The sequence below is a fragment of the Arthrobacter sp. 01N444 genome (assembly GCF_056399305.1).
On record NZ_JBFTRB010000015.1, the window covers coordinates 1 to 26049 of the forward strand.

Genomic DNA, 26049 nt, shown 5'->3' on the forward strand with positions numbered 1-26049 from the left:
TCCGGTTCCGAGCCCGGCGGGGAACTTGAAGTTCAGGCCGACCCGGCCTGCCTTGGGCAGGTCGATCGCGTAGTAATCGGTGTCATCGATGCCTCCGCTGAGTGCCGAACCGGAAACCGTGGTCCCCAGGGGCACCACCGTCGCGGCCGCCATGGTGTTGTTGGGTTCAGTTTCTGCCGTCGCAGCTAGGGAGGGCGCAGCTGTCAGAAGTGAAAGAAGCACCGCCAGGAGTGCTGTGAGTGCAGTGCGTGCCGGACTGAAAATGCGACGCATGGCGCCGATCCCACGTGATGCCAATTTTTCCCCCTGAATTGTGCGTCTGTTGCATTGCACTAGATAAAGTGTGGAGAGCGTCCGCTCAAGATAATGAAGTGCTCGAATTGTCATGCTGAATTTTGCTAAATGACCGGCTTCGTCACATCGAAAGGAAGCTGTCAAGTCGCTTGAGTCGCGGCATGTTGGTTAGGTGGGTGCGGAGAACTCGCTTTGCCGGGGTCGAGCCTCGCTATTCTTGGGGGGGAAAATGACGTTGTGGCGTGACGTTGGCTGCGTTGCTGTGCCACGTCGCAAGGCTAGGTATCCAACCTGTACATTTTCTTGGCTTCCTCGTCGGAACCCGAGTGCTTTCTCGCACGGTGAAGCGCCTGCGCAGAGTGCGGCGCGGTGGTAAATCCGCCCCCAGCGCGAATTAGATGGCATCGACATCATTCGTCGACGTCACCAATTCAGCATCCTGCCAGTCTCCTGGCCCAGTGCACCCGCAGCTCAGGTGGTGCCGGAAACGGTGCTGGCGGAAGCCGTGCTTGTTACCCAGTCGCAGGCTGCGGCGCACCCGTGACGGCGCGCTTCGGATCAGCCGGGGCCGCGAGTCAGCCGGGGCGCTGCCCCGGCGCTTGCTCCGGCCCGGGGCCGCGGGCCGCTTCCTCACCGGCCCGGACAGTGGCATCGATCATGGAGTTCATGAAGCGGGTGGCGATCTCCAGTTCTTCGGGCGTGAAGGTCGCCATGGCTGCACCCATGTGGCGGGCCAGCGGCAGGAACATTGCGCCGCCGTCCCGGTACGCCTTGGGCGTCATGCGCAGCTGCACCTGGCGGCGGTCCGCGCCCTCGCGCTCACGGACCACGTGGCCGGAACTGTGGAGCCGGTCGATCAGTGCGGTGGTGGCCGGGGAGCTGAGGTTCAGCTCTTTCCTCAGCACCCCTGGAGTGACAATCTGGTCCCGCGCCGCGTGCCGCATGATGACGGCGAGGGCGTTGAGGTCCGTGCGGTGCATGTCATTGCGGCCGCCGGCGGAGTCCACATAACGGTTGGCTTCGAGGGTGAATTCCTGCAGGAGCCGGACGAGGGGCGGCGGACCGGCGGCTTCGGGCGGGACTGTGTTCTTGGGCGAGACCGCGTCTTCGGATAGGCCCGGGGATTCGGCTGACACGGCGGACCTCCTTCGTCCCTTGATCCTGCCCCGGCGGTCTGACCGCGGCAGGTCGGCGCTGTCGAGGGCGCCTTCGGGAGTCTACTGCAGGGTCTGCGGAGCGGCCTGACGCCGGCTGTCTCTATTCTCCTCCGGTGCCCCGGGCAAATGGGTTATCTCTATGATGGAGATAGTCTACTATGGAGTTGATCTCTGCTCCCACTCCGAGGCGCACCCTGGAAGGAAACATGAAAACGACTTCGTCCGCGGCGACCCGTGTCCCGTTCTGGCTGCGCTGGCTGGTCCCCGCAGTGCTCGTCTTGGCCTGGCTGGCGATCGCCGGCGTCGGCGGCCCTACATTCGGCCGCCTGAGCGAGGTGTCATCGAATGACCAGGCATCGTTCCTTCCCGCCGGGGCCGAGGCCACCGAGGCCGCGGACTGGCAGGCCAAGTTCAGGGACTCCAAGGAGATCCCGGCAGTAATCGTGGTTGAGAGCGACTCCGCCTTCACCCCGGCCCAGCTCCGCGAGACCGCGGCCCTCAAGGGCAAGCTGGAGGCCCTGCAGGCCGGGAGCACGGTGATCGGTCCCATCCCCTCCGAGGACGCCAAGGCAGTCCAGTTCGTGGTGCCCATTGCTTCCTCGGCGGAAGTGAAAACGGTCGTCAAGGAACTGCGCAACGAGGTCCGGGCGTCCGCGCCAGCCGGAATGCAGACCTTCGTCACCGGACCGGCCGGCCTCACCGCGGACCTTGTGAGTGCCTTTGCCGGCATTGACGGCATCCTGCTGCTCGTGGCCCTGGGCGCCGTGTTCCTGATCCTGCTGATTGTCTACCGTTCCCTGCTGCTGCCCGTCATGGTGCTGTTCACCTCGGTCTTCGCGCTGTGCGCCGCGATCCTGCTGGTGTTTGGCATGGCTAAGGCCGGCTGGATCCAATTGAACGGCCAGAGCCAGGGCATCCTGTCCATCCTGGTGATCGGCGCAGCCACCGACTACGCCCTGCTGTATGTGGCCCGGTTCCGCGAAGCCCTGACCCACACCACCAACCGGACGGCCGCCGCCGTCACCGCATGGAAGGCGGCCTGGGAACCGATCCTGGCCTCCGGCGCCACCGTAATCATCGCGCTGCTCTGCCTGCTGTTCTCCGACCTCAACTCCAACAAGGCCCTCGGCCCGGTGGCGGCGGCGGGCATCCTCTGCGCGCTCTTCGCCGCCCTGACCCTGCTGCCGGCCCTGATGGCACTGCTGGGCCGGGCAGCGTTCTGGCCGTTCCGGCCCAAACTGCTCCCGGAAACCGATCGGGAACCGGAACTGGTCACCGGCCTCGAGGGCCAGAAGGGACTCTGGCGGGCCACCGGTTCGCTCGTATCCCGCCGGCCGCGCACGGTCTGGGTCGCCTCGGTGCTGCTGCTCCTGGTAGCCGCTACCGGCCTCCTGCAGCTTAAAGCCAACGGCGTCGCCCAGACCGACGTCATCCTCACCTCCTCCAATGCCGTCGACGGGCAGGATGCCCTGGGCCGGCACTTCGACGCCGGGTCCGGCAGCCCCGCGGTGATCGTGGCCGACGAGGAAAACGCCCAGGACGTTCTGGCGAAGCTGCAGACCAGCGACGGCGTCGGAGACGCCTATCTGCTGGCCGAAGGGGGCGCCCCGGTCATCACCGGCGCCCCGGGCGCGCCGGCTGCCCCCGCAATCAGGGACGGGAAGGTCCTGATCAACGCGACGCTGAACCACGCCGCGGACTCCGCCGAGGCCGAAAACGCCGTGGTGTCGCTCCGCCAGGACCTGAAGAAGATAGACAGCGGTGTGATGGTCGGCGGTGTGACGGCCACGGCGCTGGATACCAACACCACTGCCCAGCGCGACCTCGTCACCATCATCCCGGTGGTCCTGGGCGTCATCCTGGTCATCCTCATGCTGCTGCTGCGCTCGGTGCTCGCGCCGGTCCTGCTGGTCGCCTCCGTGGTCCTGTCCTATGCCGCGGCGATGGGCGTCTCCGCCTTCGTGTTCAACAATGTCTTCGGCTTCCCGGGCGCGGACGCGACGGTGCCCCTGTTCGGCTTCGTCTTCCTCGTGGCACTGGGCGTCGACTACAACATCTTCCTGATGAGCCGGGTCCGGGAGGAATCCCTCAAGCACGGTACCCGGGCCGGCATCCTGCGCGGCCTCGTAGTGACAGGCGGGGTCATCACCTCTGCCGGGGTGGTCCTGGCGGCCACCTTCGCGGCCCTCGGCGTCATCCCGATCATGTTCCTGGTCCAGCTCGCCTTCATCGTCGCGTTCGGCGTCCTGCTGGACACGGTGCTGGTCCGCTCCCTGCTGGTGCCCGCGCTGGCCTACGACATCGGCCCGCGGCTTTGGTGGCCCGGCAAGCTCGGCCGGCCAGGGAGCGGGGCTGTGGCCCGCGACGGCGCCCGGGCCACGCTGTCCGCCGAAAATCCGAAGGCAGATCCGGCTGAAAACGAGGAGGCCGGGGTCCGCTAGGCGGAACCGAAGACCGCAGCCGCCGTCACTGTCCCTGGTCCCTCCACCAGGCAACGGTGGCGGCGGCTGCCTCGTGCAGCGGGGTCGGTGTCAGCCCCAGCGCGGCCTGGCTCGCCGTGGAATCCATGACGAAGGGGTGCTCGAACTGGTACAGGGTCTCGGCCAGGTCCCGCATATCCGTGGAAAACACTCCCATTGCCCTCACCGCCCACCCGGGAACGCCGGTGACACGCGGTGCCCGGGCGCCGGCCGCCTTGGCGAATGCCCCCGCGATCTCGCGCTGGGTCAGTGCAGGTCCAGTGGGCGCATGCCATACCCGGTTCCACACCTGGGGCCTGTCAGCCGCCGCAATCATGGCGGCCGCGAGGTCCGGGACATACGTGAAGGAATGCGGCTGGTCCGCCCGCCCGATCACCTGCATTGGCTTGCCGGCCGCGACGGGCCGGACCATGCGCTCGCCGGCGTGCGAGTTGCGGACCCGCGGCCCGAAGAAATCGCCGGCCACCATGCTCACGGTGGCGGTGGGGGAGGCCGCCCGGGCCGCGAGCAGTGCGGTCCTGACTCCGCGCTTGCCGCCCTGCGCCTGCCGGGGGCTGTCCTCGGTCATGATGTTTTCCGGGGTGCTGTAGGAGTACAGGCTTTCCGGGAAGACCACGACGGCGCCCGCCGCGCCCGCCGCGGCGAGCACATTCAGCTCGGCGGCCGGGAGCTCCCTGGCCCAAACCTCGGCGTTGTAGCGCGAGCCGTGGATGCAATGAAAAACGGCCGCGGCGCCCTGGACGGCCTCGCCGAGCCGGGCGGGCTCGGACACATCGATCGACACTCTTTCCACCAGCGGGTGGGCGGGTCCGCTGCCGGACCTCGTCAGGAGGCGCACCCGGTGGCCCGCCGCTGCCAACTGCTCGGCGACGGTCCAGCCCACCGGGCCGGCCCCTGTGACGACATAGAGCCTGGACGGTTGGTGCCCGGAGGCTGCAGGTTGGGACATTCCGATCTCCTTTTGAAATAACGAGAGCAGTGCTCTCCCATTCAGGATGCGACGCCGTGGCCGACAAGTCAAGAGCGGTGCTCACATTTGTTGACAGTGCTCTTGGATGTGGAATGCTGGACTCATGCCAGAGGACAGGATTGCGGGCGCGATAGACGCCGGCGTTGCGGCAGGCCCGGCCGGAGCGGCCGGAGCGGCCCCGGCGGCGGTGCGGCTGCGCACCCCGCGCGAGCGTGCCCGGGCCCAAACGGTGGCCGATATCGTCCGGCTGGGCCGGGAGCATCTGGTGCTGCACGGTGCCGCCGCGCTGTCCCTCCGTGCCGTGGCCCGTGATCTCGGGGTCGTCTCTTCGGCGGTCTACCGCTACGTGGAGAGCCGCGAGGAGCTGCTGACCCTTCTGCTGATTGATGCGTACAACGAACTTGGCGATGCGGTGGATGCCGCCGTCGGGGCAGTGCCGGAGGATGACTTCGGCGGGCGCTTCGCGGCGCTGGGCTGCGCGGTGCGGGACTGGGCGCTGCGCGAGCCCTCCCGCTACGCCCTGCTCTTCGGCAGTCCGGTGCCCGGTTACCAGGCCCCGGCGGGGCGGACCACCGGCCCCGGGACGAGGGTGATTACTGCCCTCATTGGAATCCTCGACGGCGCCTTCCGGGCCGGGCGGCTTGCCGTGACCGGCCAGCGGAGTCCTGCCGTGGCCGCCGGGCTGGCGGGGGACCTGGCGAAAATCCGCGCCGAGTTCGGCCTGGCGGTGCCGGATGACCTCCTGGCCCGCGGCGCACTGGCCTGGACCTCGCTCTTCGGTGCCGTCAGTTTCGAGGTTTTCGGCCAGTATGGCCCAGACACGTTCACAGCCCGGGAAGAGCTCTTCGGCCACCACCTCGCGGTGCTGGCCGACGTCGCGGGTCTGCCGGCGGCCGGCGCTGCCCGGTAAACCAGGTTCCCCTGTTGCCTTGCCGTGGCGCTCGATAGACTGCCCCTGCGCCCGCACGGGCGCGCCAGATGCGTCCAGGAAGGATCCATCCATGTCTGAAGAGACCAGGCCTGAAGAGAACAGGCCTGCAGAGAACACGCCTGAAGAGAATGTCCCCGGAAAAGCGGCGCCGCGGAACGTCGATGCCGTTCCTGCGGAAGATGAGGCAGAGGCCGCGGCACCTGAGGGGCAATACGTTGAGGGCGACTACGGCTCCGCCGGCACGGCAGGCCAAGTCCCGCCCACCGCCGTCGAAGGGGAGTACGCCGCGGGGGACTACGGCGAGGCCGGCGTGGCCGGAGCCGCCGTCGTCGGCGACGTGGAAGGCGACTATCCCGAGGGTGACTACGGCGAGGGCGGGGTCTCCGGTGAGCCGGCCGGCGTCGCCGAGGAAGGTGAATACCCCGAAGGTGACTACGGGAGCGCCGGTACGTCCCGTCCCGAGCGATCCGCCCGGCCGGCAACGGGAGAGCCTGCCGACGGCGACGCCGCTCGGGGCGACAACTAGCGAGAGCAAAGCTGGCGGGACCAGCCGGCGCGGGCGCCGGCTGGTCCTCTGCCCAGGTCTTCGCCCCTGCGCCCAGCGGGCAGGTTCGCGCAGGGCGAAACGCCGCCCGGGACGCGCGAGAAGGGCTGGATTGAGGGGAATTTAGGCGGCGAGGAGCTGCCGCGGGCGAGGCGGAAAAGCGAAGTTGAGTCGACTTCGCTCAACTTTAAATTGACTTATGTCCCCCTCTGGGTAAAGTTGAGTGTAGATCGCTCAATAACGGTCGGACCCACTGCGGTTAGAGCAATTGAGGTTAGAGCCACAGCCACTGTGTTGGAGCCACTGCGGGTCCGCGGCCATCTCCGCAAGATTCCAAGGAAGTAAGGAAGCAATCCATGTCACGTGCAGTAGGTATTGACCTCGGAACCACTAACTCCGTCGTCTCCGTTCTCGAAGGTGGCGAGCCCACCGTCATTGCCAACGCCGAGGGTGGCCGCACCACGCCGTCGGTTGTTGCCTTCTCCAAGTCCGGCGAGGTCCTGGTCGGCGAGATCGCCAAGCGCCAGGCCGTCAACAACATTGACCGCACCATCGCGTCCGTCAAGCGCCACATGGGCACTGACTGGACCGTCGCCATTGACGACAAGAAGTACACGGCGCAGGAAATTTCCGCCCGTATCCTCATGAAGCTTAAGAACGACGCCGAGTCCTACCTCGGTGAAAAGGTCACCGACGCCGTCGTCACCGTGCCGGCCTACTTCAACGACGCCCAGCGCCAGGCCACCAAGGAGGCCGGAGAAATCGCCGGCCTGAACGTCCTGCGCATCGTCAACGAGCCCACAGCGGCCGCCCTGGCCTACGGCCTGGACAAGGGCAAGGAAGACGAACTCATCCTGGTCTTCGACCTCGGCGGCGGAACCTTCGACGTCTCCCTTCTGGAGGTCGGCAAGGATGAGGACAACTTCTCCACCATCCAGGTCCGCGCCACCGCCGGTGACAACCACCTCGGCGGCGACGACTGGGACCAGCGCGTCGTTGAATACCTGCTGAACCAGCTCAAGGTCAAGGGCATCGACCTCACGAAGGACAAGATTGCCCTGCAGCGTCTCCGCGAAGCCGCGGAGCAGGCCAAGAAGGAACTCTCTTCCTCCTCCAGCACCAACGTTTCCCTCCAGTACCTGTCCGTCACCCCCGACGGCCCGGTCCACCTGGACGAGCAGCTGACCCGCGCCAAGTTCCAGGACCTCACCAAGGACCTGCTGGACCGCACCAAGAAGCCGTTCCAGGACGTCATCAAGGAAGCAGGCATCAAGCTCTCCGAGATCGACCACATCGTGCTCGTCGGCGGCTCCACCCGCATGCCGGCCGTCTACGACCTCGTCAAGGAACTGGCCGGCGGCAAGGAGCCCAACAAGGGCGTCAACCCCGATGAGGTCGTCGCCGTCGGCGCCGCCCTGCAGGCCGGTGTCCTCAAGGGCGAGCGCAAGGACGTGCTGCTGATCGACGTCACCCCGTTGTCCCTTGGCATCGAAACCAAGGGCGGCATCATGACGCACCTGATCGAGCGCAACACCGCCATCCCGACCAAGCGGAGCGAAACCTTCACCACCGCGGATGACAACCAGCCGTCCGTGGCCATCCAAGTCTTCCAGGGCGAGCGTGAGTTCACCCGCGACAACAAGCCGCTGGGCACGTTCGAGCTGACCGGCATCGCGCCGGCCCCCCGCGGCGTTCCGCAGGTCGAGGTCACCTTCGACATCGACGCCAACGGCATCGTGCACGTTTCGGCGAAGGACAAGGGCACCGGCAAGGAACAGTCCATGACCATTACCGGCGGCACCGCGCTGTCCAAGGAAGACATCGACCGCATGGTCCACGACGCCGAAGAGCACGCAGCCGAGGACAAGGCCCGCCGCGAGGCAACCGACACCCGCAACACGGCCGAGCAGCTCGCCTACTCCGTGGACAAGCTGATCGCCGACAACGCCGACAAGCTGCCCGAAGAGGTCAAGACCGAGGTCAAGGCCGACGTCGACGCCCTCAAGAAGGCCCTCGAAGGCACCGATGACGCCGCCGTGAAGACCGCGTTCGAGAAGCTGCAGGCTTCCCAGACCAAGCTCGGCGAAGCCATCTACGCCCAGGCCGGTTCCCCCGACGGCCACGCCGGTGCGCAGGGTGCCCCCGCAGGCGAGCCGGCAGCCGGCTCCGACGAGGACATCGTCGACGCCGAAATCGTTGACGAAGACGAGAAGAAGTAATCATGCCGCATCACGGTAACGAAGAAGAGCACGGTTCTTCCGAGAGCCGGCGCGACGCGGAACAGCAGGAGAACGAGCCGCAGAAGCCGGTGATCCACGACAACCGCAAGGTTGATCCGAAGACCGGCCAGGCCCGCCACCCCGGCCAGGAGCACGCAGCTGCCGCGGCAGACTCCGGAGACGCACTGTCCCAGGCGGAGGACATCCTCAACAGTGTTGAGGTGCCCGCCGCGGAATCTGTGGCCCAGGGCGCGCCCGCTGCCGAGGCGGAGGAGCTCAGGAATGACCTCCGCCGCCTGCAGGCCGAGTACGTCAACTACCGCAAGCGGGTCGAGCGCGACCGGGCCGTGGCGGGCGAGATGGCCGTCATCGGCGTCCTGAACGCGCTGCTGCCGGTACTGGACGACGTCGACGCCGCCCGCCAGCACGGCGACCTCGCGGACGGCCCTTTCGCCGCGATCGCCGCCAAACTGGAGGCTGCGCTGAAGACGTACGGGCTGGTCCGCATCGATGAGACCGGCGTGGAGTTCGATCCGACCATCCACGAGGCCCTCATCCAGCAGCCCGGCACGGATATCGAAATCGATACCGTCAGCCAGGTGCTGCGCTCGGGCTACAAGTCCGGCGACCGTGTCCTCCGCGCGGCCCAGGTGATCGTGGCGGTACCGGCGTAGGTTGCCTCTGGCGCTCCGCCGGATAGGGGGCGGTGCCCGCTTCGCGGTGCCCTCCACACCGCCGCCCCCTATCCGGCCTCCGCGCCAGCGTGTTGCTCGCCTAAAGTGAGTTGAGAAACAGCGCGAAGCAGATGATGGGCCCCGGGAGTGGCATCGGGCCTGTCGGAGCGTGGGGACACCAATGCGGGGAACGTCGCGTCGGAGAAGAAGTTCAAGGACATCTCCGAGGCCTATTCCGTGCTCTCGGATCCCGATGAGCGCCAGCAGTACGACGCCATCCGGGCCATGGGCGGCGGCGCACGCTTTGCCCCTGGCGGAAGCGGCGGGGCCGGCGGCGGAGCTGGCTTCGAGGACCTCTTCGGCGGGCTCTTTACCGGCGGCGGAGGCCGCCACTCCGGCGGCTACAGCACGGCCGGCGGCATTCCGCCCGAGTTCGCAGATCTCTTCGGCGGCGGCGGATTCGGCGGCGGGGGCCAGTCCTTCCAGCGGGCTCCGCAGAAGGGCTCGGACCGCACCGCGTCGACCTCGATCTCATTCGGCGGGTCCATCCGCGGCACCACGATCGGCCTGCGTGAACCGGACGGTGAGGTCATCGACGTCCGCATCCCGGCCGGCATCAAGGACGGACAAAAGGTCCGCGTCCGCGGCAAGGGGCAGTACGCCCCCGCCGGCAACGGCGACCTCATGGTCACCGTTTCGGTAAAGCCGCACGAATTCTACGTCCGCGACGGCGACAACCTCCGGATCCACGTCCCGGTCTCCTTCCCGGAGGCGGCCCTGGGCGCAGACATCGAGGTTCCGACGGTCGACGGCGACACGGTCAAGGTCAGGGTTCCGGCAGGGACGCCCTCGGGCAGAACCCTGCGCGTCAAGGGCCGCGGCGTCAAGCACGCCAAAGCCACCGGCGATCTGCTGGTGACGATCGACGTCGCTGTTCCGCGGAAGCTGAACAAGGAAGCGGAGGAGGCCGTGAAGGCCTTCGCCGCGGCCACCGCCAATGAGGACGTCCGCGCGGGCCTGGCAGCCAAGGCCCGGCTCTAGGAACGGGATCCAGCCATGGCCATCGACTTCGACCAGCCGATCTTCGTCATCTCCGTTGCCGCGGAACTGGCGGACATGCACCCGCAGACGCTGCGCCAGTACGACCGGCTGGGCATCGTCTCGCCCAGCCGTGCCCCGGGCAAGTCGCGGCGTTACTCGCAGCGGGATGTGAATATGCTCCGCGAGGTCCAGCGGCTCTCCCAGGAGGGGGTCTCGCTGGAGGGCATCAAGCGGATCCTCCAGCTGGAGAACCAGGTGGCCGCCCTGCAGCGCCGGGTCGGAGAACTGACTGAGGAACTGGGCCGGCGCCGCCAAGGGGCCGATTCGCGGATCTTCGCCGCAGGAACTGCCGGCGACGTCGTCAGCCTGGCCCGCGGCAAGCGTCCGCAGGCGCGGTCGCAGGCGCTGGTGGTGTGGCGGCCGAGGGGCATGGGCTAGGACTCATCTCGCGGTTTCCCCAGGTTTCCCTGGCGAGCAGGGCGGCGATGACACGGCCGCGGGGAATGTGTCAACCATCACGTTTTTCGGTTACGTCGCAATGCCGGGGCAAGTAGCGGCAGGAGCAAACCGAGTACACCGGAACGCAATCAGGTACCCGACCATCCGATAGTCGGGTACCTCATTTGCGTGACTTCATGCCCATTCCGCGCGTTGAATTGGAGTGTCAGAAAAGGCTGGCATGACACGCCTACAGCTCCTGCGGGAAGCCCGGGCGCGGAGCCAGCGCAGGAGCAGCGTAGACGCCGGGGGGCATCGCATGCATGATTCAACCGAGTTTGATCAGTCCAGGTGTGATTCGCCCAGGTTTGATTCGCCCCTTCGGGGCGGGTCCCGGCTGCGGCCAGTTGCGTTGACGGGCACGCCGTGAGCCCGGGACTCCAGGCGGCCGTCCTGTTTGCCGGTTCCCTGCCGGGGCACATCCTGATGTCCCTGGGGCAGGCCCTGGTGGTCGTCTGCCTGTGCTTCGACTTCGTCCGCGCGGTCTCCGTGCCGCGATCCCGCAGCCGGTTCGTCGCCAACACGTGGTTCCGGACACTTGCACTGCCTTCCATCGTGGTCATGGCGTTCAGCGTGCTCCTCGATGCCGCCTCCGGCTCTTGGCCCGAGGTCGCCGCCGGAGTGTTCGTCATGGTCGCCGTGATCTTCAGGTGGCACCATGGCAGCGACGAGGACAGCTGGTGGACGGGCAAAGGCAAGGCCGTGGGCCGTTGGCTCCGGAACCGGGCAGCCTCCGGGTCCCTGGTTGCTCCGGCCACGGCCTGAAAAACTACGGCCTGAAAAAGACCTTGCTGTCCGGGCGTCCCAGGGTGTCCAATCCTTAACACAAGGCCCTGCAGGGCACGAGTGGATGCGACGCCGGGAGGTTCTCATGCCGTCGAAAGGCGCCAAGACGCCGTCAAGGGGACCGGTCCGGGGTACGTCTGACCTCCGGCGGGCAGACGCCAACGGCGTCGCGCCGCCGGAACAGCCGGACAAGGTCCGCAATGTGGCACTCGTGGGGCATTCCGGTTCCGGAAAAACGATGCTCACCGAGGCACTTCTTGCCGCCACCGGAGCCATCACCCGCAAGGGCTCGATCGCCGAGGGCACTACGGTGAGCGACTCGGATCCTTCCGCCATCGCGCAGCAGCGCTCCGTGGCGCTCGCGGTGGTGCCGGTGATGGTGGGGGACATCAAGGTCAACCTGCTGGACACTCCGGGCTATACGGATTTCATCGGCGAGCTGAGGGCAGGGCTCCGGGCGGCGGATGCGGTGCTGTTCGTCGTCTCGGCCACCGACGATGTCGACGCAGCGACCACGGCGCTTTGGAGCGAGTGCCAGCGGCTCGGGATGCCGCGGGCCGTGGTCATCAGCCGCCTGGACCATCCGCGCGCGGACTTCGACGCCGCCATCGCCCGCTGCCGCCTGGCATTCGGCGACTCCATCCTTCCGCTCTACCTGCCGGTCCCCGCGGACGGTCCCGTCACCGGGCTGCTGGGACTGCTGACCGACACGGTCTCCGACTACAGTGATGCGGAACCGGCGCCGGCCACCCGCGCCGCGACCGGCGTCGAACTCGCCGCCGCGGAGTCCGCACGGGGCGCGCTGATCGAAGGGATCATTGCCGAGAGCGAAGACGAGACGCTCATGGACCGCTACCTCGGAGGCGAGGAAATCGCCCCCGACGTCCTGATCACCGATCTGGAGACGGCCGTGGCCCGCGGGTCCTTCCACCCGGTGCTGCCGGCGTCGGCGGAGTCCGGGCTCGGCCTGGCGGAACTGCTCGAGGTCCTGGTGCGTGCGTTTCCGACGCCGGCGGAGCGCGGCGTCCCCGCAGCGACCGACCTCGACGGGGTGCCCGCCGGCGCGCTCGGCTGCGACCCCGACGGTCCGCTGCTCGGGGAAGTGGTCCGTACGACGATCGACCCGTTCCTTGGCCGCGTCTGCCTGGTGCGCGTTTTCTCCGGCGTGGTGCGGGAGGACGCCGCCATCCATGTGGGCGGCCGCGGAATGGCCGACCGCGGCCACGAGGACCACGACAGCGACGAGCGGGTCACCCACCTGTACTCGCCACTGGGATCAGGACTGCGGCCAGTGCCTTTCTGCGTCGCGGGGGATATCTGCGCGCTGACCAAGCTGGGCACCGCCGAGACCGGCGACACGATTTCGGCCAAGGAGCTGCCGCTGCTGGTGGCCGCCTGGGACATGCCGGACCCGCTCATGCCGGTCGCCATCGAAGCCGCCACGCACGGCGACGAGGACGCCCTGGCCAGGAACCTGGGGAAGGTCACTGCCGGGGACCCGACGCTGCGGGTGGAACGCAACTCCGAAACCCACCAGCTGATCTTGTGGTGCATGGGCGAGGCGCACGCCGACGTCGTCCTGGGCAGGCTGCGGGACCAAGGGGTGAACCTGCAGAGCGTCCAGGTCATCACGCCGCTGCGGGAGACGTTTGCCGCGCCGGCCGCCGGACACGGGCGCTATGTCAAACAATCCGGCGGCCACGGCCAGTACGCGGTTTGCGACATCGAGGTGGAACCGCTTGACCGCGGCGGCGGGTTCGAGTTTGTCGACAAGACCGTTGGCGGCGTGATTCCCGGGCCGTTCATTACCTCGGTGGAAAAGGGCGTGCGGGCCCAGATGCAGAAAGGCGTCTCGGCCGGTTTCCCGGTAGTGGATATCAAGGTAACGCTGATCGGCGGCAAGACGCACAGCGTGGATTCCTCCGATGCTGCCTTCCAGGCGGCCGGGGCGCTGGCCCTCCGGGAGGCGGCCGGGGCAACCCGCATCCAGTTCCTGGAGCCGGTCTCGTCCGTGACCATCAGCGTTTCGGAGGACCACGTGGGCGCCGTGATGAGCGACTTGTCCTCCCGGCGGGCACGCCTGACCGGAACCACCTCCGCAGGCGCCGACGGCACCGAGATCAGCGCCGAGGTGCCGGACCAGGAACTGTTGCGGTACGCGGTGGAGTTGCGGGCCCTGACAGCCGGCAGCGGCCGGTTCCGGCGCAGCTACCTGCGGCACGAACCCGTGCCGCAGGCGCTGCGCTGATGGCCCCTGCTAAGTGCAGCGTCAGCCGTTGATGACCTGCGGAACGCCGAGGGCCTTGAGGCCTTCGACACCGAATTCGAGTCCGTAGCCGGACTGCTTCGCGCCACCGAACGGGATGCGGGGGTCCACGGCCCCGTGCTTGTTGATCCAGACGGTGCCGGCCTCGAGCCGGGCCGCCACCTTGCGTGCTTCGGCGGGGTCGGAGGACCAGACCGAGGCGCCGAGTCCGACGTCGACGGCGTTGGCCATGGCGATGGCCTCGTCCACCGTGCCGTAGCGGATGATCGGCAGGGCGGGGCCGAACTGCTCCTCGGCGACCAGCGGGTTGCTGTTGGCGATGTCCGCGACGAGGGTGGTGGGGTAGAAGTTCCCGGGCCGGTCGTTCTCCGGGTTGCCGCCGAGCAGGATCCTGGCGCCGGAGTCGCGGGCTGCCTCGACGAGCCTGGCGACGATGTCGAACTGCTGGCGGTTCTGCAGCGGGCCCAGGACGTTGGCCTCGTCGAGTCCGTTGCCCATGGGCATGGCACGGGCCACGCTGGCGAGTTCCTCGCAGACGGCGTCGTAAATGGCGTCGTGGACGTAGAGGCGCTTGAGCGCCGCGCAGGTCTGGCCGGTGTTGATGAAGGCGCCCCAGAACAGGCCCTCGGCGATCGCCTTGGGGTCGGCGTCGGGCAGGACGATGCCGGCGTCGTTGCCGCCGAGCTCCAGGGTGAGGCGCTTGACGGTGTCGGCGGAGGATTTGATGATGGCCTTGCCGGTGGCGGTGGAGCCGGTGAACATGATCTTGCCGACCGCGGGGTGTCCGGCCAGGGCCTCGCCGACGTCGCGGCCGCCGGAGACCGCCGTGAGGAGGCCTTCGGGGAGTTCCTGGTTGAGGATTTCGACGAGGGCAAGGACGGACAGCGGGGTGTATTCGGACGGCTTGATGACGACGGCGTTGCCCATGCGCAGGGCTGGGGCGAGCTGCCAGACGGTGATCATCATGGGCCAGTTCCAGGGGCCGATCGCGCCGACGACGCCGATGGGCCGGTAGTGCAGTTCGGCGCGGGTTTCGCCGTCGTCCACCACGGTTTCTGGGTCCAGGGGCGTGCCGGCGGCGACGCGGAGCCAGGCGGCGCAGGCGCCGACCTCAAAGCGGGCGTTCGGGCCGTTCAGCGGTTTGCCCTGCTCGCGGGAGAGCAGGCGGGCGAGTTCCTCGGCGGAGCGTTCGACGGCGTCGGCGGCCTTGAGCAGCGCGGCGGACCGGGCGTCGTGGCCCAGTGCAGCCCAGGCCGGCTGCGCGGCGGCTGCGGCGGAGATGGCGGCTTCGAGGTCCTGAACGGTGTGGACCGGTGCTTCGCCGACCGGCTGTCCGGTGGCCGGGTCACAGATCGTGCGGGTTTCCCCGGACACCGGGGTGATCGAGGCGAGCAGGGCGTCGTAGGTTTCCATGGGGGTACTCCACATCGAGTAGGTCAGAGAACGCGGCCGGTGCGGCCTAAGAGTGCTGTTTCAAGCGTGCTCCGGCGAGGGGCCGAGGGGCTTGTCTATCCGCGAAGAGCTGTTGTGCGGGAGCGAACGGAACACCGAAAGCTATTTCCTGAGGCTGCGGACCCGAAGCCGTCCGGCCCGCCGTGCGGCCGGCGCAGGGCCTGGTGCTGACTACGCTCAGGAACAACAACCGGTCGCTAATCGACAAAAGCGTGACGGGCGCCACCTGCCATGCTGGATTTCACGGTGCAACGCACCCCATCTCCCAGACTCATGACCGTTAAGAAGGATCCGATGAGTATTTCAAATTCAGATTCCCGGACCGCAGAATCCAGCCACCGCACGGAGCACTCCACCGCGCTGCGTGCCGGCAGCGTCGGCGTCATGGGCATTCTCTTCTTTGTTTTGTCAGCCCAGGCGCCGTTGACCGGAATCGTCGGGGCATCACCCCTGGCCGCAGCGCTCGGCAACGGCGCCGGCGCCCCCGGCGCGTATCTGGTGGTGGGCATCGTCATCGTGATCTTCGCGGTCGGCTTCGTGGCCATGAGCCGGAAGATCCAGGCCAACGGCGCCTTCTACGCCTATGTCACCGCCGCCTTCGGACGGAAGGTCGGCGCGGGAGCGGCGTGGCTCGCGCTCCTCGCGTACAGCACGGTCCAGGCCGCGATGTATGGGCTGTACGGCGCGGCATTCTCGGGCCTCCTCGGATCTGCCGGGATGGTGGTCCCTTGGTGGCTTCTGGCCGCCATCACCATGGCGGGCGTGCAAGTGCTGGGCTCCTTCAACATCGAACTGGGGGCGCGGGTCCTGGCGGTGCTCGTGGGTCTGGAGGTCGCCATCCTGCTCATGTTCGGCTTCACCGTGCTGTTGCGGGGCGGCGGGCCGGAGGGGATCAGCCTGGCGGCGTCCTTCTCTCCCGCGGCGATCGGCGCAGGCGCCCCGGGCGTTGCCATCATGTTCGCCGTCGCCTCCATGTTCGGCTTCGAATCAACGGCCATCTACTCGGCCGAGGCCAAGGACGCCCACCGCACGGTCGCCCGGGCCACGTACCTTTCGGTAGTCGTCATCGCGGTCTTCTTCTCCTTCATTTCCTGGATGCTGGTCAGCTACTACGGACCCTCGCACGTCATCGACGCCGCGGGCGCGGCCCTCGAATCGGGCGATTCCACCGCGTTCGTGCTGACGCCGATGGTGGAGCTGTTCGGGCCGTGGGCCGGAACGGTCACCGGCATGCTGCTCGTGACCTCCCTGCTCGCCGGCATCATCGCCTTCCACAACGGCATTAACCGCTACCTCCATTCGCTGGCCCTGCGCGGGTCGATGCCCCGCGGAGTGGCCCGGACCAACCGGCACAAGGCGCCCGCCGTCGCTGCGCGGATCCAGACCGTGGTCGCCTTCCTGCTCGTGGCGCCGTTCGCGGTGCTGTCCCTGGATCCTGTCCTCACCCTCTTTTCCTGGTTCAGCGGGCTGGCCGTGGCCGCGCTCCTGGTGCTGTACATGCTCTGCTCGCTGGCCGTCGTCGCCTACTTCCGGCGGGAAAGGGTGTCCGGCCAGCTCTGGCAGACCGCGGTGGCACCGGTGCTCGCCACCCTGCTGCTTGGCTGGGTCCTGTCCCTCGTCATCATCAACTTCACCGCTCTGATCGGCGGCAGTGCCGAAACGGCCGTGGGCCTGCTGCTGACCGTACCCATTGTGTTTACCGCCGGTGTGCTGGTGGAAATTGCCGTGGAGCGCAGGGCCGCGCGCGCAGGGGTCACTGCCTGACGGCGGGCCCTGCCCAGGGCGCCGTCCTGCTCCGGATGTCTTATTTCGACACGTTTATCCTCATCGCTGTCGCTCCGTCCGTAACATTGAAACTAATAGAGGCTTCGGCTTGCCAAGTTCGCTGTAAAGGACTAGTCCGCATTGTCACTCGAATCATTGCCCGTCCTGGACTTCTCCCGATTGAATGCAGGGCCTGAGGAGGCCTCCCAGTTTCGGGACGAGCTGCGTAACGCCATGCATGAAGTCGGGTTCCTTTATCTGGCGGGCCATGGCATCCCGCAGAAGCTCGTTGACGACATGCTCGACGTCGCACGCCGCTTCTTCGAACTGTCCGAGGAACAGAAGCTCTCCGTCGAGAACGTCCACAGCCCGCAGTTCCGCGGCTACACCCGCGTCGGCGGCGAACTCACGGACGGGGCGGTGGACTGGCGCGAGCAGATCGATATCGGCGTCGAGCGTGACGCTGTGGAGCCGGGTGCCGGCGTCGCTGACTACTGGCGCCTGGAGGGGGCCAACCTATGGCCGGATGCACTGCCCGAAATGCGGGCGATTGTCTCTGAGTGGACCGAGCGGCTGAGTGCCATTTCCCTCGCTCTCCTGCGGGCGCTTGCCGTGTCCCTGGGAGCGCCCGAGGACACCTTCGACGCGGCTTTTGCCGCACGGGCTTTTCCCCTGCTTAAGGTTGTACGTTATCCGGGGGAGTCCAATCCGGAGCCCAAGCAGGGCGTCGGGTCCCACCGCGACGGCGGCGTCCTGACGCTCCTTCTGGTCGAACCCGGAAAGGGCGGACTCCAGGTCGAGTATCAGGGGAAGTGGATCGACGCACCTCAGGTGCCCGGAACATTCGTGGTCAACATCGGCGAGATGCTCGAACTGGCCACAAATGGCTATCTAAAGGCGACTCTGCACCGCGTGATCTCGCCCCTGCGCGGCACTGACAGGATCTCTCTGCCGTTCTTCTACAACCCTGCGCTGGACGCGACCATGCCGAAGCTTGCGGTGAGCCCGGAGTTTCAGTCCAAGGCCCGCGGACTGTCCGTTGACCCGACCAACAGCCCGATCCTGGAAACCTACGGAGACAACGCTCTTCGCTACCGGCTCCGGGCCCACCCGAACGTCGCCGCAGTTCACCACGCGGATCTGATCACGAACTGACGTTGGCGCCGGTGCTGACGACGGCAGGTGCTCTCGGCAGGGGGTGAAGGCCAGGCTCAGGCGCCGCGCCGCCAGTCGCTGGGGGACTCACCGAAGGCATCACGGAAGGAGCGGCTGAAATGGGCCGCATCCAGGAAGCCCCAGCGCGCGGCCACGGCTCCGACCGGCATTCCGGCCAGGAGCGGATCGCGCAGTTCGCGGCGCGCCCCCTCCAGCCGCTGGGTCCGGATCCAGCTCGCCACGGTGGTCCCGGATTCATGGAAGACGTTGTGCAGGTGCCGGGTGGAGATGAAATGGGCCGCCGCGATGGACGCCGGTGACAGCATTGGATCGGCCAGGTGGGCATCGATGTACTCGCGGACGGATGCCGCCAACAGGGCCTGGGGCCTCATACGGTCGGGGGACATGTCCAGTTCCGAATGCAGCATCGTGGAGACGAGATCAAGGGCGTTGGTGGCCAGCCGCGATCCGCTGGGGCCGCTCAGCGCCTCCAGGTTCTCGGCGAGATGGGCGATGAAGGGACCGACGATCGCGGCGAGGCCCCCGTCGGCGGCCATCCGCAGCGCCGAAAGCTGCGCGATGCAGTCCGGCGGCAGGGACAGCGCGTCCCAGGGAAACATCAGCACCATGAGCCGGGCGTCGCCCTCGAAGGCAAGCGTGTACGGGCGGCTGGTGTCATAGATGGACAGATCGCCCGGATGCAGGACTGCCTCGCGGTTGTCCTGGATGAGGAGCCCGGTGCCCTGCAGCTGGAGATTGAGCTTGAAATAGCGCTGGTTGGACTGCGCAATCAGCGCCGGCGTGCGGTGGACCTCATGGCTCGAGGAGGAGACCTCGACGAGTGCCACACGGTCCAGCCTGCGGGCCCGCATGCGGCCGCGGAAGTTGTCCGCATCGGCGCTCGAGGCGGCCAGGGGAACGAAGGACTCCGCGACCAGGTGCCTCCAGTGGTCGAAAGATTCTGCTGTGCTGGTGAGTACATGCTGTCCGGCGGGGCTGGCCACTGGGCGGGTTGCAACTGCAGTCATCGAAGATCCTGACGCCGTCGTAATTCTTGGAATGTGTCATGGGACACAGTCCTTTCAGAGTAGCGGCGCGGCCCGCCGATGTCATCTTTTTTCGACGCTCGGCGAATAAAGATTGCCTGGGGCCTAGCAGGCCAGCAGGGTCAGGAAGCCTTCCAGCTGCTCGTTCAGCCCGAGTTCCACCTGGCCTTCCGGGGTGAGTGCCGCCGTAATCTGCGCGCCGAGGAGGAGGTTGAGCAGCTGCCCGGCCAGGGCGGCGTCGTCGACGGCGGTGGTGACGGCGCCGGCCTGCCGCGCCTCGGCAAGGTACCGCCGCATCGCCGCAAGCCATTGCTCCATCGAATCCCGGTGGATCCGGGCCTTGCCGGGGTCATTGATGGCCTTCTGCCAGAACGGGATGACAATCCGGGCCTCGTTGATCCGCTCCTCATCCAGCGGCAGCACCTCGACGCAAAACGACCGCAGGGCCGCCAGCCCGGCCTGCCCGGCGGTGACTCCAGCGATGCGCTCGTTGGTGCGGTTGAAGACGTGCCCGAACGCGAAGGTCAGCAGGTCATCCTTGGTGGGGAAGTAGGGCTTGAGGGCGCCGTTCGCGAAACCTGCCTCGAGGGCAATTTCCCGCATGGTGGCACTTTCAATCCCGAGCCGGGCGATGATCCGCCACGTGGCGTCGACGAGTTCAAGCCGCCGCTGGTCGTGGTCGACAATCTTTGGCACCGGACAGCTCCCCAAATATTTTGAGTCGGACTCTTGTGGCACAGCTTACATTTCCGTATTCTCTACAACTATAGAAAATAAAGTTCTGACCCGCCAGGGTCACCGAACGAAGGCCGTCATGATGACCGCACAAACTGACACCCGCACCCCTTACAGCCCCTACAGCCTGGCCACGGGCGCCGAAATCACCGCGGTCCAGGGCATCCTGCGTGCCGCGGGACTGCTGGGCGGGACCCGGCGCATCGCGTACCTCGGTCTGCTGGACCCCGCCCGGAACGCGCCGGCCGAAAGTGAGGATCGCCGGTTCCGGGTCTTCCTTCACGATGCCGCAGGGGGAAGACCGGCCGATGTGACCGTTTCGGTCTCCAGCGGCACGGTGGTTTCCGCCGTCGAGCTGGACACGGCGGCGACCGGCGAGCTCCCGGTGCTCGAGGAGGAATTCGAAGTCGTCGAACAGCTCCTGGCCACGGACGAGCGCTGGCTCAAGGCCCTCGCCAGCCGCGGTCTGGACGTCAGCAAGGTCCGCGTTGCCCCGCTGTCCGCCGGCGTCTTCGAGTACCCGGAGGAAAGGGGCCGCCGGATCCTGCGTGGCCTGGCCTTCGTGCAGGACTTCCCCGAGGACAGCGCCTGGGCGCACCCGGTGGACGGGCTCGTGGCCTATGTCGACGTCGTGAGCCAGGAAGTGACGCAGGTGCTGGACACCGGCGCCGTCCCGATTCCCGCGGAGCACGGCAACTACACCGATCCGGAGCTCACCGGCCGGCTGCGCACCACGCAGAAGCCCATCAACATCACGCAGCCGGACGGGCCCAGCTTCACGGTCACCGGCGGCAACCACGTCGAATGGGAAAAATGGAGCCTCGACGTCGGCTTCGACGTCCGCGAGGGGGTGGTGCTGCACAACCTTGCCTTCCAGGACGGCGACCGCCTGCGTCCCATCATCAACCGTGCATCGATCGCCGAAATGGTGGTCCCGTACGGGGACCCGTCGCCGATCCGGTCGTGGCAGAACTACTTCGACACCGGCGAATACCTCGTGGGCCAGTACGCCAACTCCCTGGAACTGGGCTGCGACTGCCTCGGCGAGATCACCTACCTCAGCCCCGTCATCAGCGACGCCTTCGGCAACCCCCGCGAGATCCGCAACGGCATCTGCATGCACGAGGAAGACTGGGGGATCCTGGCCAAGCACAGCGACCTCTGGACGGGCATCAACTACACCCGCCGCAACCGCCGCCTGGTGATCTCGTTCTTCACCACCATCGGCAACTACGACTACGGCTTCTACTGGTACCTCTACCTCGACGGCACCATCGAGTTCGAGGCCAAGGCCACCGGCGTGGTTTTCACCTCCGCCTACCCCGAAGGCGGCTCGGCCAACATCTCCCAACTGGCTCCGGGCCTGGGCGCCCCGTACCACCAGCACCTGTTCAGCGCGCGGCTGGACATGGCGGTCGACGGCCTCACCAACCGGGTCGAAGAAGAGGACGTGGTCCGCCAGGGAATGGGCGAGGGCAACGAACGCGGCAACGCGTTCTCACGGAAGCGGACTGTCCTGGCGCGCGAGTCGGAAGCCGTCCGGGAAGCCGACGCGCGCAGCGGCCGGACCTGGATCATTTCCAACCCGGAATCACGCAACCGCTTGGGCGATCCCGTGGGCTACAAGCTGCATGCCCAGGGCCAGCCCACTCTCCTGGCAGACCCGGAGTCCTCCATCGCCCGGCGCGCCGCCTTTGCCACGAAGGACCTGTGGGTCACGCGGTTCGCGGAGGAGGAGCGGTACCCCACGGGCGACTTCGTCAACCAGCACGCCGGGGGAGCAGGCCTGCCGGCCTACATTGCCCAGGACCGCGACATCGACGGCCAGGACATCGTGGTGTGGCACACCTTCGGCCTGACCCACTTCCCGCGTCCGGAGGACTGGCCCATCATGCCGGTGGACACGGTCGGCTTCAAGCTCCGGCCCGAGGGCTTCTTCGACCGCAGCCCCGTGCTGGACGTGCCGGCCAACGCTCAACAGTCCTCTGGCTGCCATGGCGATGGCGACGCCGGCGCACACTGCCACAGCTAGGCCGACGCCGTGAGTGTCGCAGCCAGCTTGGGCCGCCGGGCCGGCCCCGCCGGCGTCGTCTTACATTCCCGGATCTGCGCCGCCGTGACCGCGGCGTCGTGCCTCGCGCATCTGTGGCTGGCCGCCGGGAACCAGCACGGGACCTGGCTGAACGTGCTCATGCTCGCCATGGTGGCAGTGTGCCTGCCGTGCGCCGTGCACATCTGGCGCCACGGCAGGCTCAGGGCCCTTCGCCAGGTGATGGCCGCGGCGCTGGCCATGACCGCGGTGCACGCGGTCCTGCTCCTCGGCACGGGAGCCGGCGGCACGGGCCACAGTCACCACGGAACCGCCGCAGCGGCCGCAGGGGCCGGCGCGGCGCCGTCGGGTTCCGGGGCGCTGCTGGCAGTCATCGCGCTGGAAATGACGACGGCGCTAATCGCCGCGACGCTGCTGGCCCGGCTGCGGGCGGACCCCGGTCGGCCGTATCTTGGTTGAAGCGCGGCTGAAGCGCTGCTTCCGGGTTGGTCAGCGTCAGTCGTTGAACAGGCCCGCCAGGTCCTCCGCCGTCAGGGCGCCGCCGGTGAGTGCGTCGCCTTCCATGACGTCGGCGAAGAGCTGGGATTTTTTCGCCTTGAGCGCCATGACCTTCTCCTCGATCGTGTCCTTGGCGACCAGCCGGTAGACCATGACGTTCCGGGCCTGGCCGATCCGGTGGGTCCGGTCCACGGCCTGGGCCTCCGATGCCGGGTTCCACCACGGGTCCAGCAGGAACACGTAATCGGCCTCGGTGAGGTTCAGGCCGAAGCCGCCGGCCTTGAGGCTGATGAGGAATACCGGTGCGGCGCCGTTCTTGAACTCGTTCACGACGTCGGTGCGGTTGCGTGTGCCGCCGTCGAGGTAGCAGAACTCGATGTTCTCCTCGACCAGGCGCTCCCGGACCTTGCCCAGGAAACCGGTGAACTGGCTGAAGATCAGGGCCCGGTGCCCTTCGGCCACCAGGTCCGCGAGCTGCTCGAACAGGACATCGAGCTTGCTGGAACGCACCCCGGACAGGGAGGGATCGATCAGCGAGGGATCCAGGCTCAGCTGCCGGAGCAGGGTCAGCGACTGGAAGATGGTGAACCTGTTCTTGTTGACGTCCTCAATCAGGCCCAGGATCTTTTGGCGCTCCCGCTGCAGGTGGGTCTGGTAGACCTTCTGGTGCCGCGGGTTCAGCACGACTTCCAGGATCTGCTCCTGCTTGGGCGGCAGGTCACTGATGACCTGTTCCTTGGTGCGCCGCATCATGAGCGGCCGGACGCGCCGCCGGAGCTTGTCCAGCTGCCCCTTGTCGCCGTTCTTCTCCACCGGCTTCTGGTAATACTCGGCGAACCGTTTGGGGCTGGAAAAGAGCCCGGGAGCCACGATCGAGGTCAGTGCCCAGAACTCCATCAGGTTGTTCTCCAGCGGAGTGCCGGTGATGGCGAGTTTGAAGGCGGCGGGCAGTTTGCGGGCGCACTGGTAGGCCTTGGACTGGTGGTTCTTGACGAACTGCGCCTCGTCCAGGACCAGCCCGGCCCAGGTCTGGGAGGCGTAGGCCTCGTAGTCGATCCGGAACAGGGCGTAGGAGGTGATGATGATGTCCGCTCCGGCCATCGCCTCGGCCGGGTGCGAGCCGCTCTTGGCGAAGGTTTCGCCGATGGCGCGCACGCTGAGCCCGGGCGCGAACCGTGCCGTTTCCGCCTCCCAGTTGCCCACCACGGAAGTGGGGGCGACGACGAGGAACGGGGCGGCCCCGGACCCGGGCCCGGCTTCATCGCCTGCGGCGGCGTCTTTTGCGGCACAGATCAGTGCGAGGGCCTGGACGGTCTTGCCCAGGCCCATGTCGTCGGCCAGCACGCCGCCGAGGCCGTGGCGGTACAGGAAGCTCAGCCAGTTGAAGCCCTCCAACTGGTACGGGCGCAGCTCGGCGTTCAGCGACCCGGGCAGCGGAAGGCCCTTGATGCCACCTTCAAGGAGACCGCCCACGGACTCGCGCCACGCCGCGGCCTGTTCATCCACGATGCCCAGGTGTGCGAGCTCGTCCCACAGCCCGGCCTGGAAGCGGCTGATCTGCAACGGGGCGTCCTTGTCGCCGGGGTTGTCCTGCAGGGAGCGGGCCTCGTCGATCAGGGCCCGCAGCTGGTGCAGCTCCGGCAGGTCCAGCGCGAAGTACGCCCCGCTGGGGAGCAGCATGCGGGTCTGGCCGGCGGCGAGGGCGGAAAACAGTGCCGCGAAGGAAACCGGTTGGCCCTCCAGGGTGATGACGATGCCCAGATCGAACCAGTCGCGGCTGTCCGTCGCCTTTGTGGAGATCGCCACCACCGGGGCTTCGTCGGCTTCGCGGTAGTCCGCAATCTCGCCGGAGGTATCCACGGAGACGTCGGGGAGGTCCCGGAGCCGGGGGAGCACGTCCTCGGTGAAGGCGAGGGTGTCCAGTCCGGCCAGCTCTGCCGTTGCAGCCAGGCGCGGCGTGCCCCAGCCGCCGGTCGCGGATTCGCCCAGGGCAGGCACGACGTCCCAGGGCTGCCCGACCGCCTCGAGGATGCGAGCCTCGGCCGGGTCGTCCCGGTAGCCGTGATCGCCCGGGTGCCGCCACAGCGGCTGCGCCGTGACGAGGTTTCCGGACGTGTAGTGCCATTCCCAATGCAGCCGGACCCGGTGGTCGGCCCCGTAATTGGCCAGCAGGGACAGGGTGGGGACGGCGAGCGTGGGCAGTTCCACCGACTCGTCGGAGGCGGTAACCCGGGCGGTTTGCTTGAGCTTGGGGTAGAACCCGGTCAGGAAGCGGCTTTCGTCCCGTGCGGGGATGTGCAGGGTGGTCCCGCCCGTGACGAAGGTCAGCAGTTCCTCGCTGAGACCGCTTTCCAGCGGGGCGAGGGTGATGACGGGGTCTGCGGGGGCGGTACCGGGCAGGGCGCCGCTGTCGGACGCCAGGAAGATTCCGTGCGCCGGGCGGCCGATGGTCCCGACCGACGCCGGATCCACCACCTCACCTTCGACCGTGATGGTCGGCGCGAGCTCGAGACCGCCGTCGTCCCCGCCGGTGCCGATCCGTGCCAGGTTCAGCCCGACGGCGGCAGGCTGTTCGACCAGGCGCACCGGCTCCGTGCCGCGGCTGTGCACCAGGGCGACGCCGATTTTCTGGGCCTGGGACAGCAGGCTCCACAGGTTCTTGCCGGCGTAGGTGTTCAGTCCCAGCCACAGTCCGGTGCCGGAGTGCTGGCGGTTTGCCACAGCGGTGTGCGAGGCGAGGAATTCCTGCATCCACTCGACGTGCGCCTCGTTGCATTCGCGCCGGTAGTTCAGGTAGCTCAGTGTGCTCCAGGAGACGTCGCCGCGGATCCACTTGCCCTTGGCGCCCATGATGACGGGGCGTGCCTTGAGCTGGCGGACGCTGCGGAGCGGGTCGCGGCGGCCCGTGTAGGAAAAGTGCGGGGCGGGTTCCTCGACGTCGAACTGGAGCGCCAGGGGGGTACCGTTGGCGGATGGCGTGATCCCCGGGTGGGCGATCAGGGGGCTAAGGGCCTGCTCCCAGTCGGCCATTTCCGGTGGCGCGCTTTGGCGGGAAAGCCGCGTGCCCTCGGCGGGGGCCAGCAGCTGCATCCTGGTGGCGGGGTTGTCTTCGGCCGCGAAGAGCAGGGCCGCCACGTGCTTGCAGTCCTTGCGGACCGGGCAGCTGCAGACGCCCACCGTGCAGCTCCAGCCGCCTGCCTTCCGGACCAGCTTCGCCGTCGTGGAATAGGGCACGTCGGAACCGCCCCGCACCTTGCCCAGCAGCAGGCCCGTGGCGGCGTCGAAGGAGATCCCGGAAACGCGGCTCCCCATGGCGTAGGCGAGCCCGGCCGCGAGGGAGCGGTCGTTGATCGCGGGAGTCTGTATTGCCAGTGCCGCACTCTCGTCCGGATGGGATGGCATGTGCGCGCTACTTTCGGCAGGTGGTCATCTGATCCATCTTACCGAGCCGGCCGGGACCCCGGAACTTCGCCGCCGCCAGCACAAGCG

General features: G+C 67.6%; 20 protein-coding genes. 13 read left to right on the plus strand and 7 right to left on the minus strand.

The window, feature by feature from the left end:
- Together AC1DKN_RS15580 and AC1DKN_RS15585 are read right to left on the minus strand one after the other, a co-directional pair.
- Positions 1 to 222: hypothetical protein (locus tag AC1DKN_RS15580; RefSeq protein WP_476871786.1), on the minus strand; the 222-nt coding region annotated here is incomplete at its 3' end.
- 647 nt (positions 223 to 869) lie between these two features.
- A complete protein-coding gene (locus tag AC1DKN_RS15585) occupies positions 870 to 1430 on the minus strand; it encodes a MarR family winged helix-turn-helix transcriptional regulator (RefSeq protein WP_230010948.1) in 561 nt (186 codons plus the stop codon).
- A gap of 227 nt (positions 1431 to 1657) precedes the next feature.
- Between AC1DKN_RS15585 and AC1DKN_RS15590 the strand changes: the two genes are divergently transcribed.
- A complete protein-coding gene (locus tag AC1DKN_RS15590; RefSeq protein WP_476871787.1) occupies positions 1658 to 3892 on the plus strand; it encodes an MMPL family transporter in 2235 nt (744 codons plus the stop codon).
- Positions 3893 to 3917: 25 nt separating this feature from the next.
- On the opposite strand, the gene AC1DKN_RS15595 is transcribed toward AC1DKN_RS15590, so the two are convergent.
- Positions 3918 to 4880, minus strand: coding sequence for an NAD-dependent epimerase/dehydratase family protein (locus AC1DKN_RS15595; protein WP_230008316.1), 963 nt, complete (start codon positions 4878 to 4880; stop codon positions 3918 to 3920).
- A 124-nt stretch (positions 4881 to 5004) separates the two neighbouring features.
- Between AC1DKN_RS15595 and AC1DKN_RS15600 the strand changes: the two genes are divergently transcribed.
- The 8 genes from AC1DKN_RS15600 to AC1DKN_RS15635 all read left to right on the plus strand — a co-directional run bounded on the left by AC1DKN_RS15600 (position 5005) and on the right by AC1DKN_RS15635 (position 13842).
- Positions 5005 to 5811, plus strand: coding sequence for a TetR/AcrR family transcriptional regulator (locus AC1DKN_RS15600; RefSeq protein ID WP_476871788.1), 807 nt, complete (start codon positions 5005 to 5007; stop codon positions 5809 to 5811).
- Positions 5812 to 5902: 91 nt separating this feature from the next.
- Entirely contained in the window at positions 5903 to 6358 is a 456-nt protein-coding gene (locus AC1DKN_RS15605) for a hypothetical protein (protein ID WP_476871789.1), read from the plus strand.
- Between the two features lie 374 nt (positions 6359 to 6732).
- Complete coding sequence (dnaK, locus tag AC1DKN_RS15610; protein ID WP_079550752.1) at positions 6733 to 8595, plus strand: molecular chaperone DnaK; 1863 nt, start codon at positions 6733 to 6735, stop codon at positions 8593 to 8595.
- A gap of 2 nt (positions 8596 to 8597) precedes the next feature.
- Positions 8598 to 9269 (plus strand): nucleotide exchange factor GrpE, encoded by a 672-nt coding sequence (locus AC1DKN_RS15615; RefSeq protein WP_230009328.1) that lies wholly within the window; start codon positions 8598 to 8600, stop codon positions 9267 to 9269.
- A 147-nt stretch (positions 9270 to 9416) separates the two neighbouring features.
- Entirely contained in the window at positions 9417 to 10310 is an 894-nt protein-coding gene (locus AC1DKN_RS15620; RefSeq protein WP_476871790.1) for a DnaJ C-terminal domain-containing protein, read from the plus strand.
- 15 nt (positions 10311 to 10325) lie between these two features.
- Positions 10326 to 10748: a heat shock protein transcriptional repressor HspR gene (locus AC1DKN_RS15625; protein WP_028275425.1), complete on the plus strand. Its 423-nt coding sequence runs from the start codon at positions 10326 to 10328 to the stop codon at positions 10746 to 10748.
- A 426-nt stretch (positions 10749 to 11174) separates the two neighbouring features.
- Positions 11175 to 11573, plus strand: coding sequence for a hypothetical protein (locus AC1DKN_RS15630; protein WP_476871791.1), 399 nt, complete (start codon positions 11175 to 11177; stop codon positions 11571 to 11573).
- Between the two features lie 106 nt (positions 11574 to 11679).
- Positions 11680 to 13842, plus strand: coding sequence for an elongation factor G-like protein EF-G2 (locus AC1DKN_RS15635; protein ID WP_476871792.1), 2163 nt, complete (start codon positions 11680 to 11682; stop codon positions 13840 to 13842).
- Positions 13843 to 13863: 21 nt separating this feature from the next.
- Here AC1DKN_RS15635 and AC1DKN_RS15640 read toward each other — a convergent pair whose 3' ends face one another.
- Positions 13864 to 15273 (minus strand): aldehyde dehydrogenase family protein, encoded by a 1410-nt coding sequence (locus AC1DKN_RS15640; RefSeq protein WP_476871793.1) that lies wholly within the window; start codon positions 15271 to 15273, stop codon positions 13864 to 13866.
- Positions 15274 to 15606: 333 nt separating this feature from the next.
- On the opposite strand from AC1DKN_RS15640, the gene AC1DKN_RS15645 reads away from it, so the two are divergent.
- Both AC1DKN_RS15645 and AC1DKN_RS15650 read left to right on the plus strand, forming a co-directional pair.
- The gene (locus AC1DKN_RS15645) at positions 15607 to 17076 is read left to right on the plus strand and encodes an APC family permease (RefSeq protein WP_476871794.1); all 1470 of its coding nucleotides are present in this window, start codon (positions 15607 to 15609) and stop codon (positions 17074 to 17076) included.
- A 141-nt stretch (positions 17077 to 17217) separates the two neighbouring features.
- A complete protein-coding gene (locus tag AC1DKN_RS15650) occupies positions 17218 to 18231 on the plus strand; it encodes an isopenicillin N synthase family dioxygenase (RefSeq protein WP_230009156.1) in 1014 nt (337 codons plus the stop codon).
- A 56-nt stretch (positions 18232 to 18287) separates the two neighbouring features.
- Here the strand turns inward: AC1DKN_RS15650 and AC1DKN_RS15655 are convergent, their stop codons facing one another.
- Positions 18288 to 19259 carry an AraC-like ligand-binding domain-containing protein gene (locus AC1DKN_RS15655; protein ID WP_476871795.1) on the minus strand — a complete coding sequence of 324 codons (972 nt, stop codon included), beginning with the start codon at positions 19257 to 19259 and terminating at the stop codon, positions 18288 to 18290.
- Between the two features lie 123 nt (positions 19260 to 19382).
- Entirely contained in the window at positions 19383 to 19973 is a 591-nt protein-coding gene (locus AC1DKN_RS15660; protein WP_223917200.1) for a TetR/AcrR family transcriptional regulator, read from the minus strand.
- Positions 19974 to 20091: 118 nt separating this feature from the next.
- Here AC1DKN_RS15660 and AC1DKN_RS15665 point away from each other — a divergent pair, with 118 nt between their 5' ends.
- Together AC1DKN_RS15665 and AC1DKN_RS15670 are read left to right on the plus strand one after the other, a co-directional pair.
- Positions 20092 to 22044 (plus strand): primary-amine oxidase, encoded by a 1953-nt coding sequence (locus AC1DKN_RS15665; RefSeq protein ID WP_476871796.1) that lies wholly within the window; start codon positions 20092 to 20094, stop codon positions 22042 to 22044.
- A 9-nt stretch (positions 22045 to 22053) separates the two neighbouring features.
- Positions 22054 to 22521 carry a hypothetical protein gene (locus AC1DKN_RS15670; RefSeq protein ID WP_476871797.1) on the plus strand — a complete coding sequence of 156 codons (468 nt, stop codon included), beginning with the start codon at positions 22054 to 22056 and terminating at the stop codon, positions 22519 to 22521.
- Positions 22522 to 22557: 36 nt separating this feature from the next.
- Here the strand turns inward: AC1DKN_RS15670 and AC1DKN_RS15675 are convergent, their stop codons facing one another.
- Entirely contained in the window at positions 22558 to 25962 is a 3405-nt protein-coding gene (locus AC1DKN_RS15675; protein WP_476871798.1) for a DEAD/DEAH box helicase, read from the minus strand.
- Between the last annotated feature and the right edge of the window lie 87 nt (positions 25963 to 26049).

Bases quoted from the DNA above. Each gene is read 5' to 3' on its own strand.
- AC1DKN_RS15625 (WP_028275425.1), top strand. From the start codon at position 10,326: ATGGCCATCGACTTCGACCAGCCGATCTTCGTCATCTCCGTTGCCGCG.
- dnaK (WP_079550752.1), top strand. From the start codon at position 6,733: ATGTCACGTGCAGTAGGTATTGACCTCGGAACCACTAACTCCGTCGTC.
- AC1DKN_RS15615 (WP_230009328.1), top strand. From the start codon at position 8,598: ATGCCGCATCACGGTAACGAAGAAGAGCACGGTTCTTCCGAGAGCCGG.
- AC1DKN_RS15635 (WP_476871792.1), top strand. From the start codon at position 11,680: ATGCCGTCGAAAGGCGCCAAGACGCCGTCAAGGGGACCGGTCCGGGGT.
- AC1DKN_RS15590 (WP_476871787.1), top strand. From the start codon at position 1,658: ATGAAAACGACTTCGTCCGCGGCGACCCGTGTCCCGTTCTGGCTGCGC.
- AC1DKN_RS15605 (WP_476871789.1), top strand. From the start codon at position 5,903: ATGTCTGAAGAGACCAGGCCTGAAGAGAACAGGCCTGCAGAGAACACG.
- AC1DKN_RS15645 (WP_476871794.1), top strand. From the start codon at position 15,607: ATGAGTATTTCAAATTCAGATTCCCGGACCGCAGAATCCAGCCACCGC.
- AC1DKN_RS15665 (WP_476871796.1), top strand. From the start codon at position 20,092: ATGATGACCGCACAAACTGACACCCGCACCCCTTACAGCCCCTACAGC.
- AC1DKN_RS15675 (WP_476871798.1), bottom strand. From the start codon at position 25,962: ATGCCATCCCATCCGGACGAGAGTGCGGCACTGGCAATACAGACTCCC.
- AC1DKN_RS15655 (WP_476871795.1), bottom strand. From the start codon at position 19,259: ATGACTGCAGTTGCAACCCGCCCAGTGGCCAGCCCCGCCGGACAGCAT.
- AC1DKN_RS15600 (WP_476871788.1), top strand. From the start codon at position 5,005: ATGCCAGAGGACAGGATTGCGGGCGCGATAGACGCCGGCGTTGCGGCA.
- AC1DKN_RS15595 (WP_230008316.1), bottom strand. From the start codon at position 4,880: ATGTCCCAACCTGCAGCCTCCGGGCACCAACCGTCCAGGCTCTATGTC.
- AC1DKN_RS15640 (WP_476871793.1), bottom strand. From the start codon at position 15,273: ATGGAAACCTACGACGCCCTGCTCGCCTCGATCACCCCGGTGTCCGGG.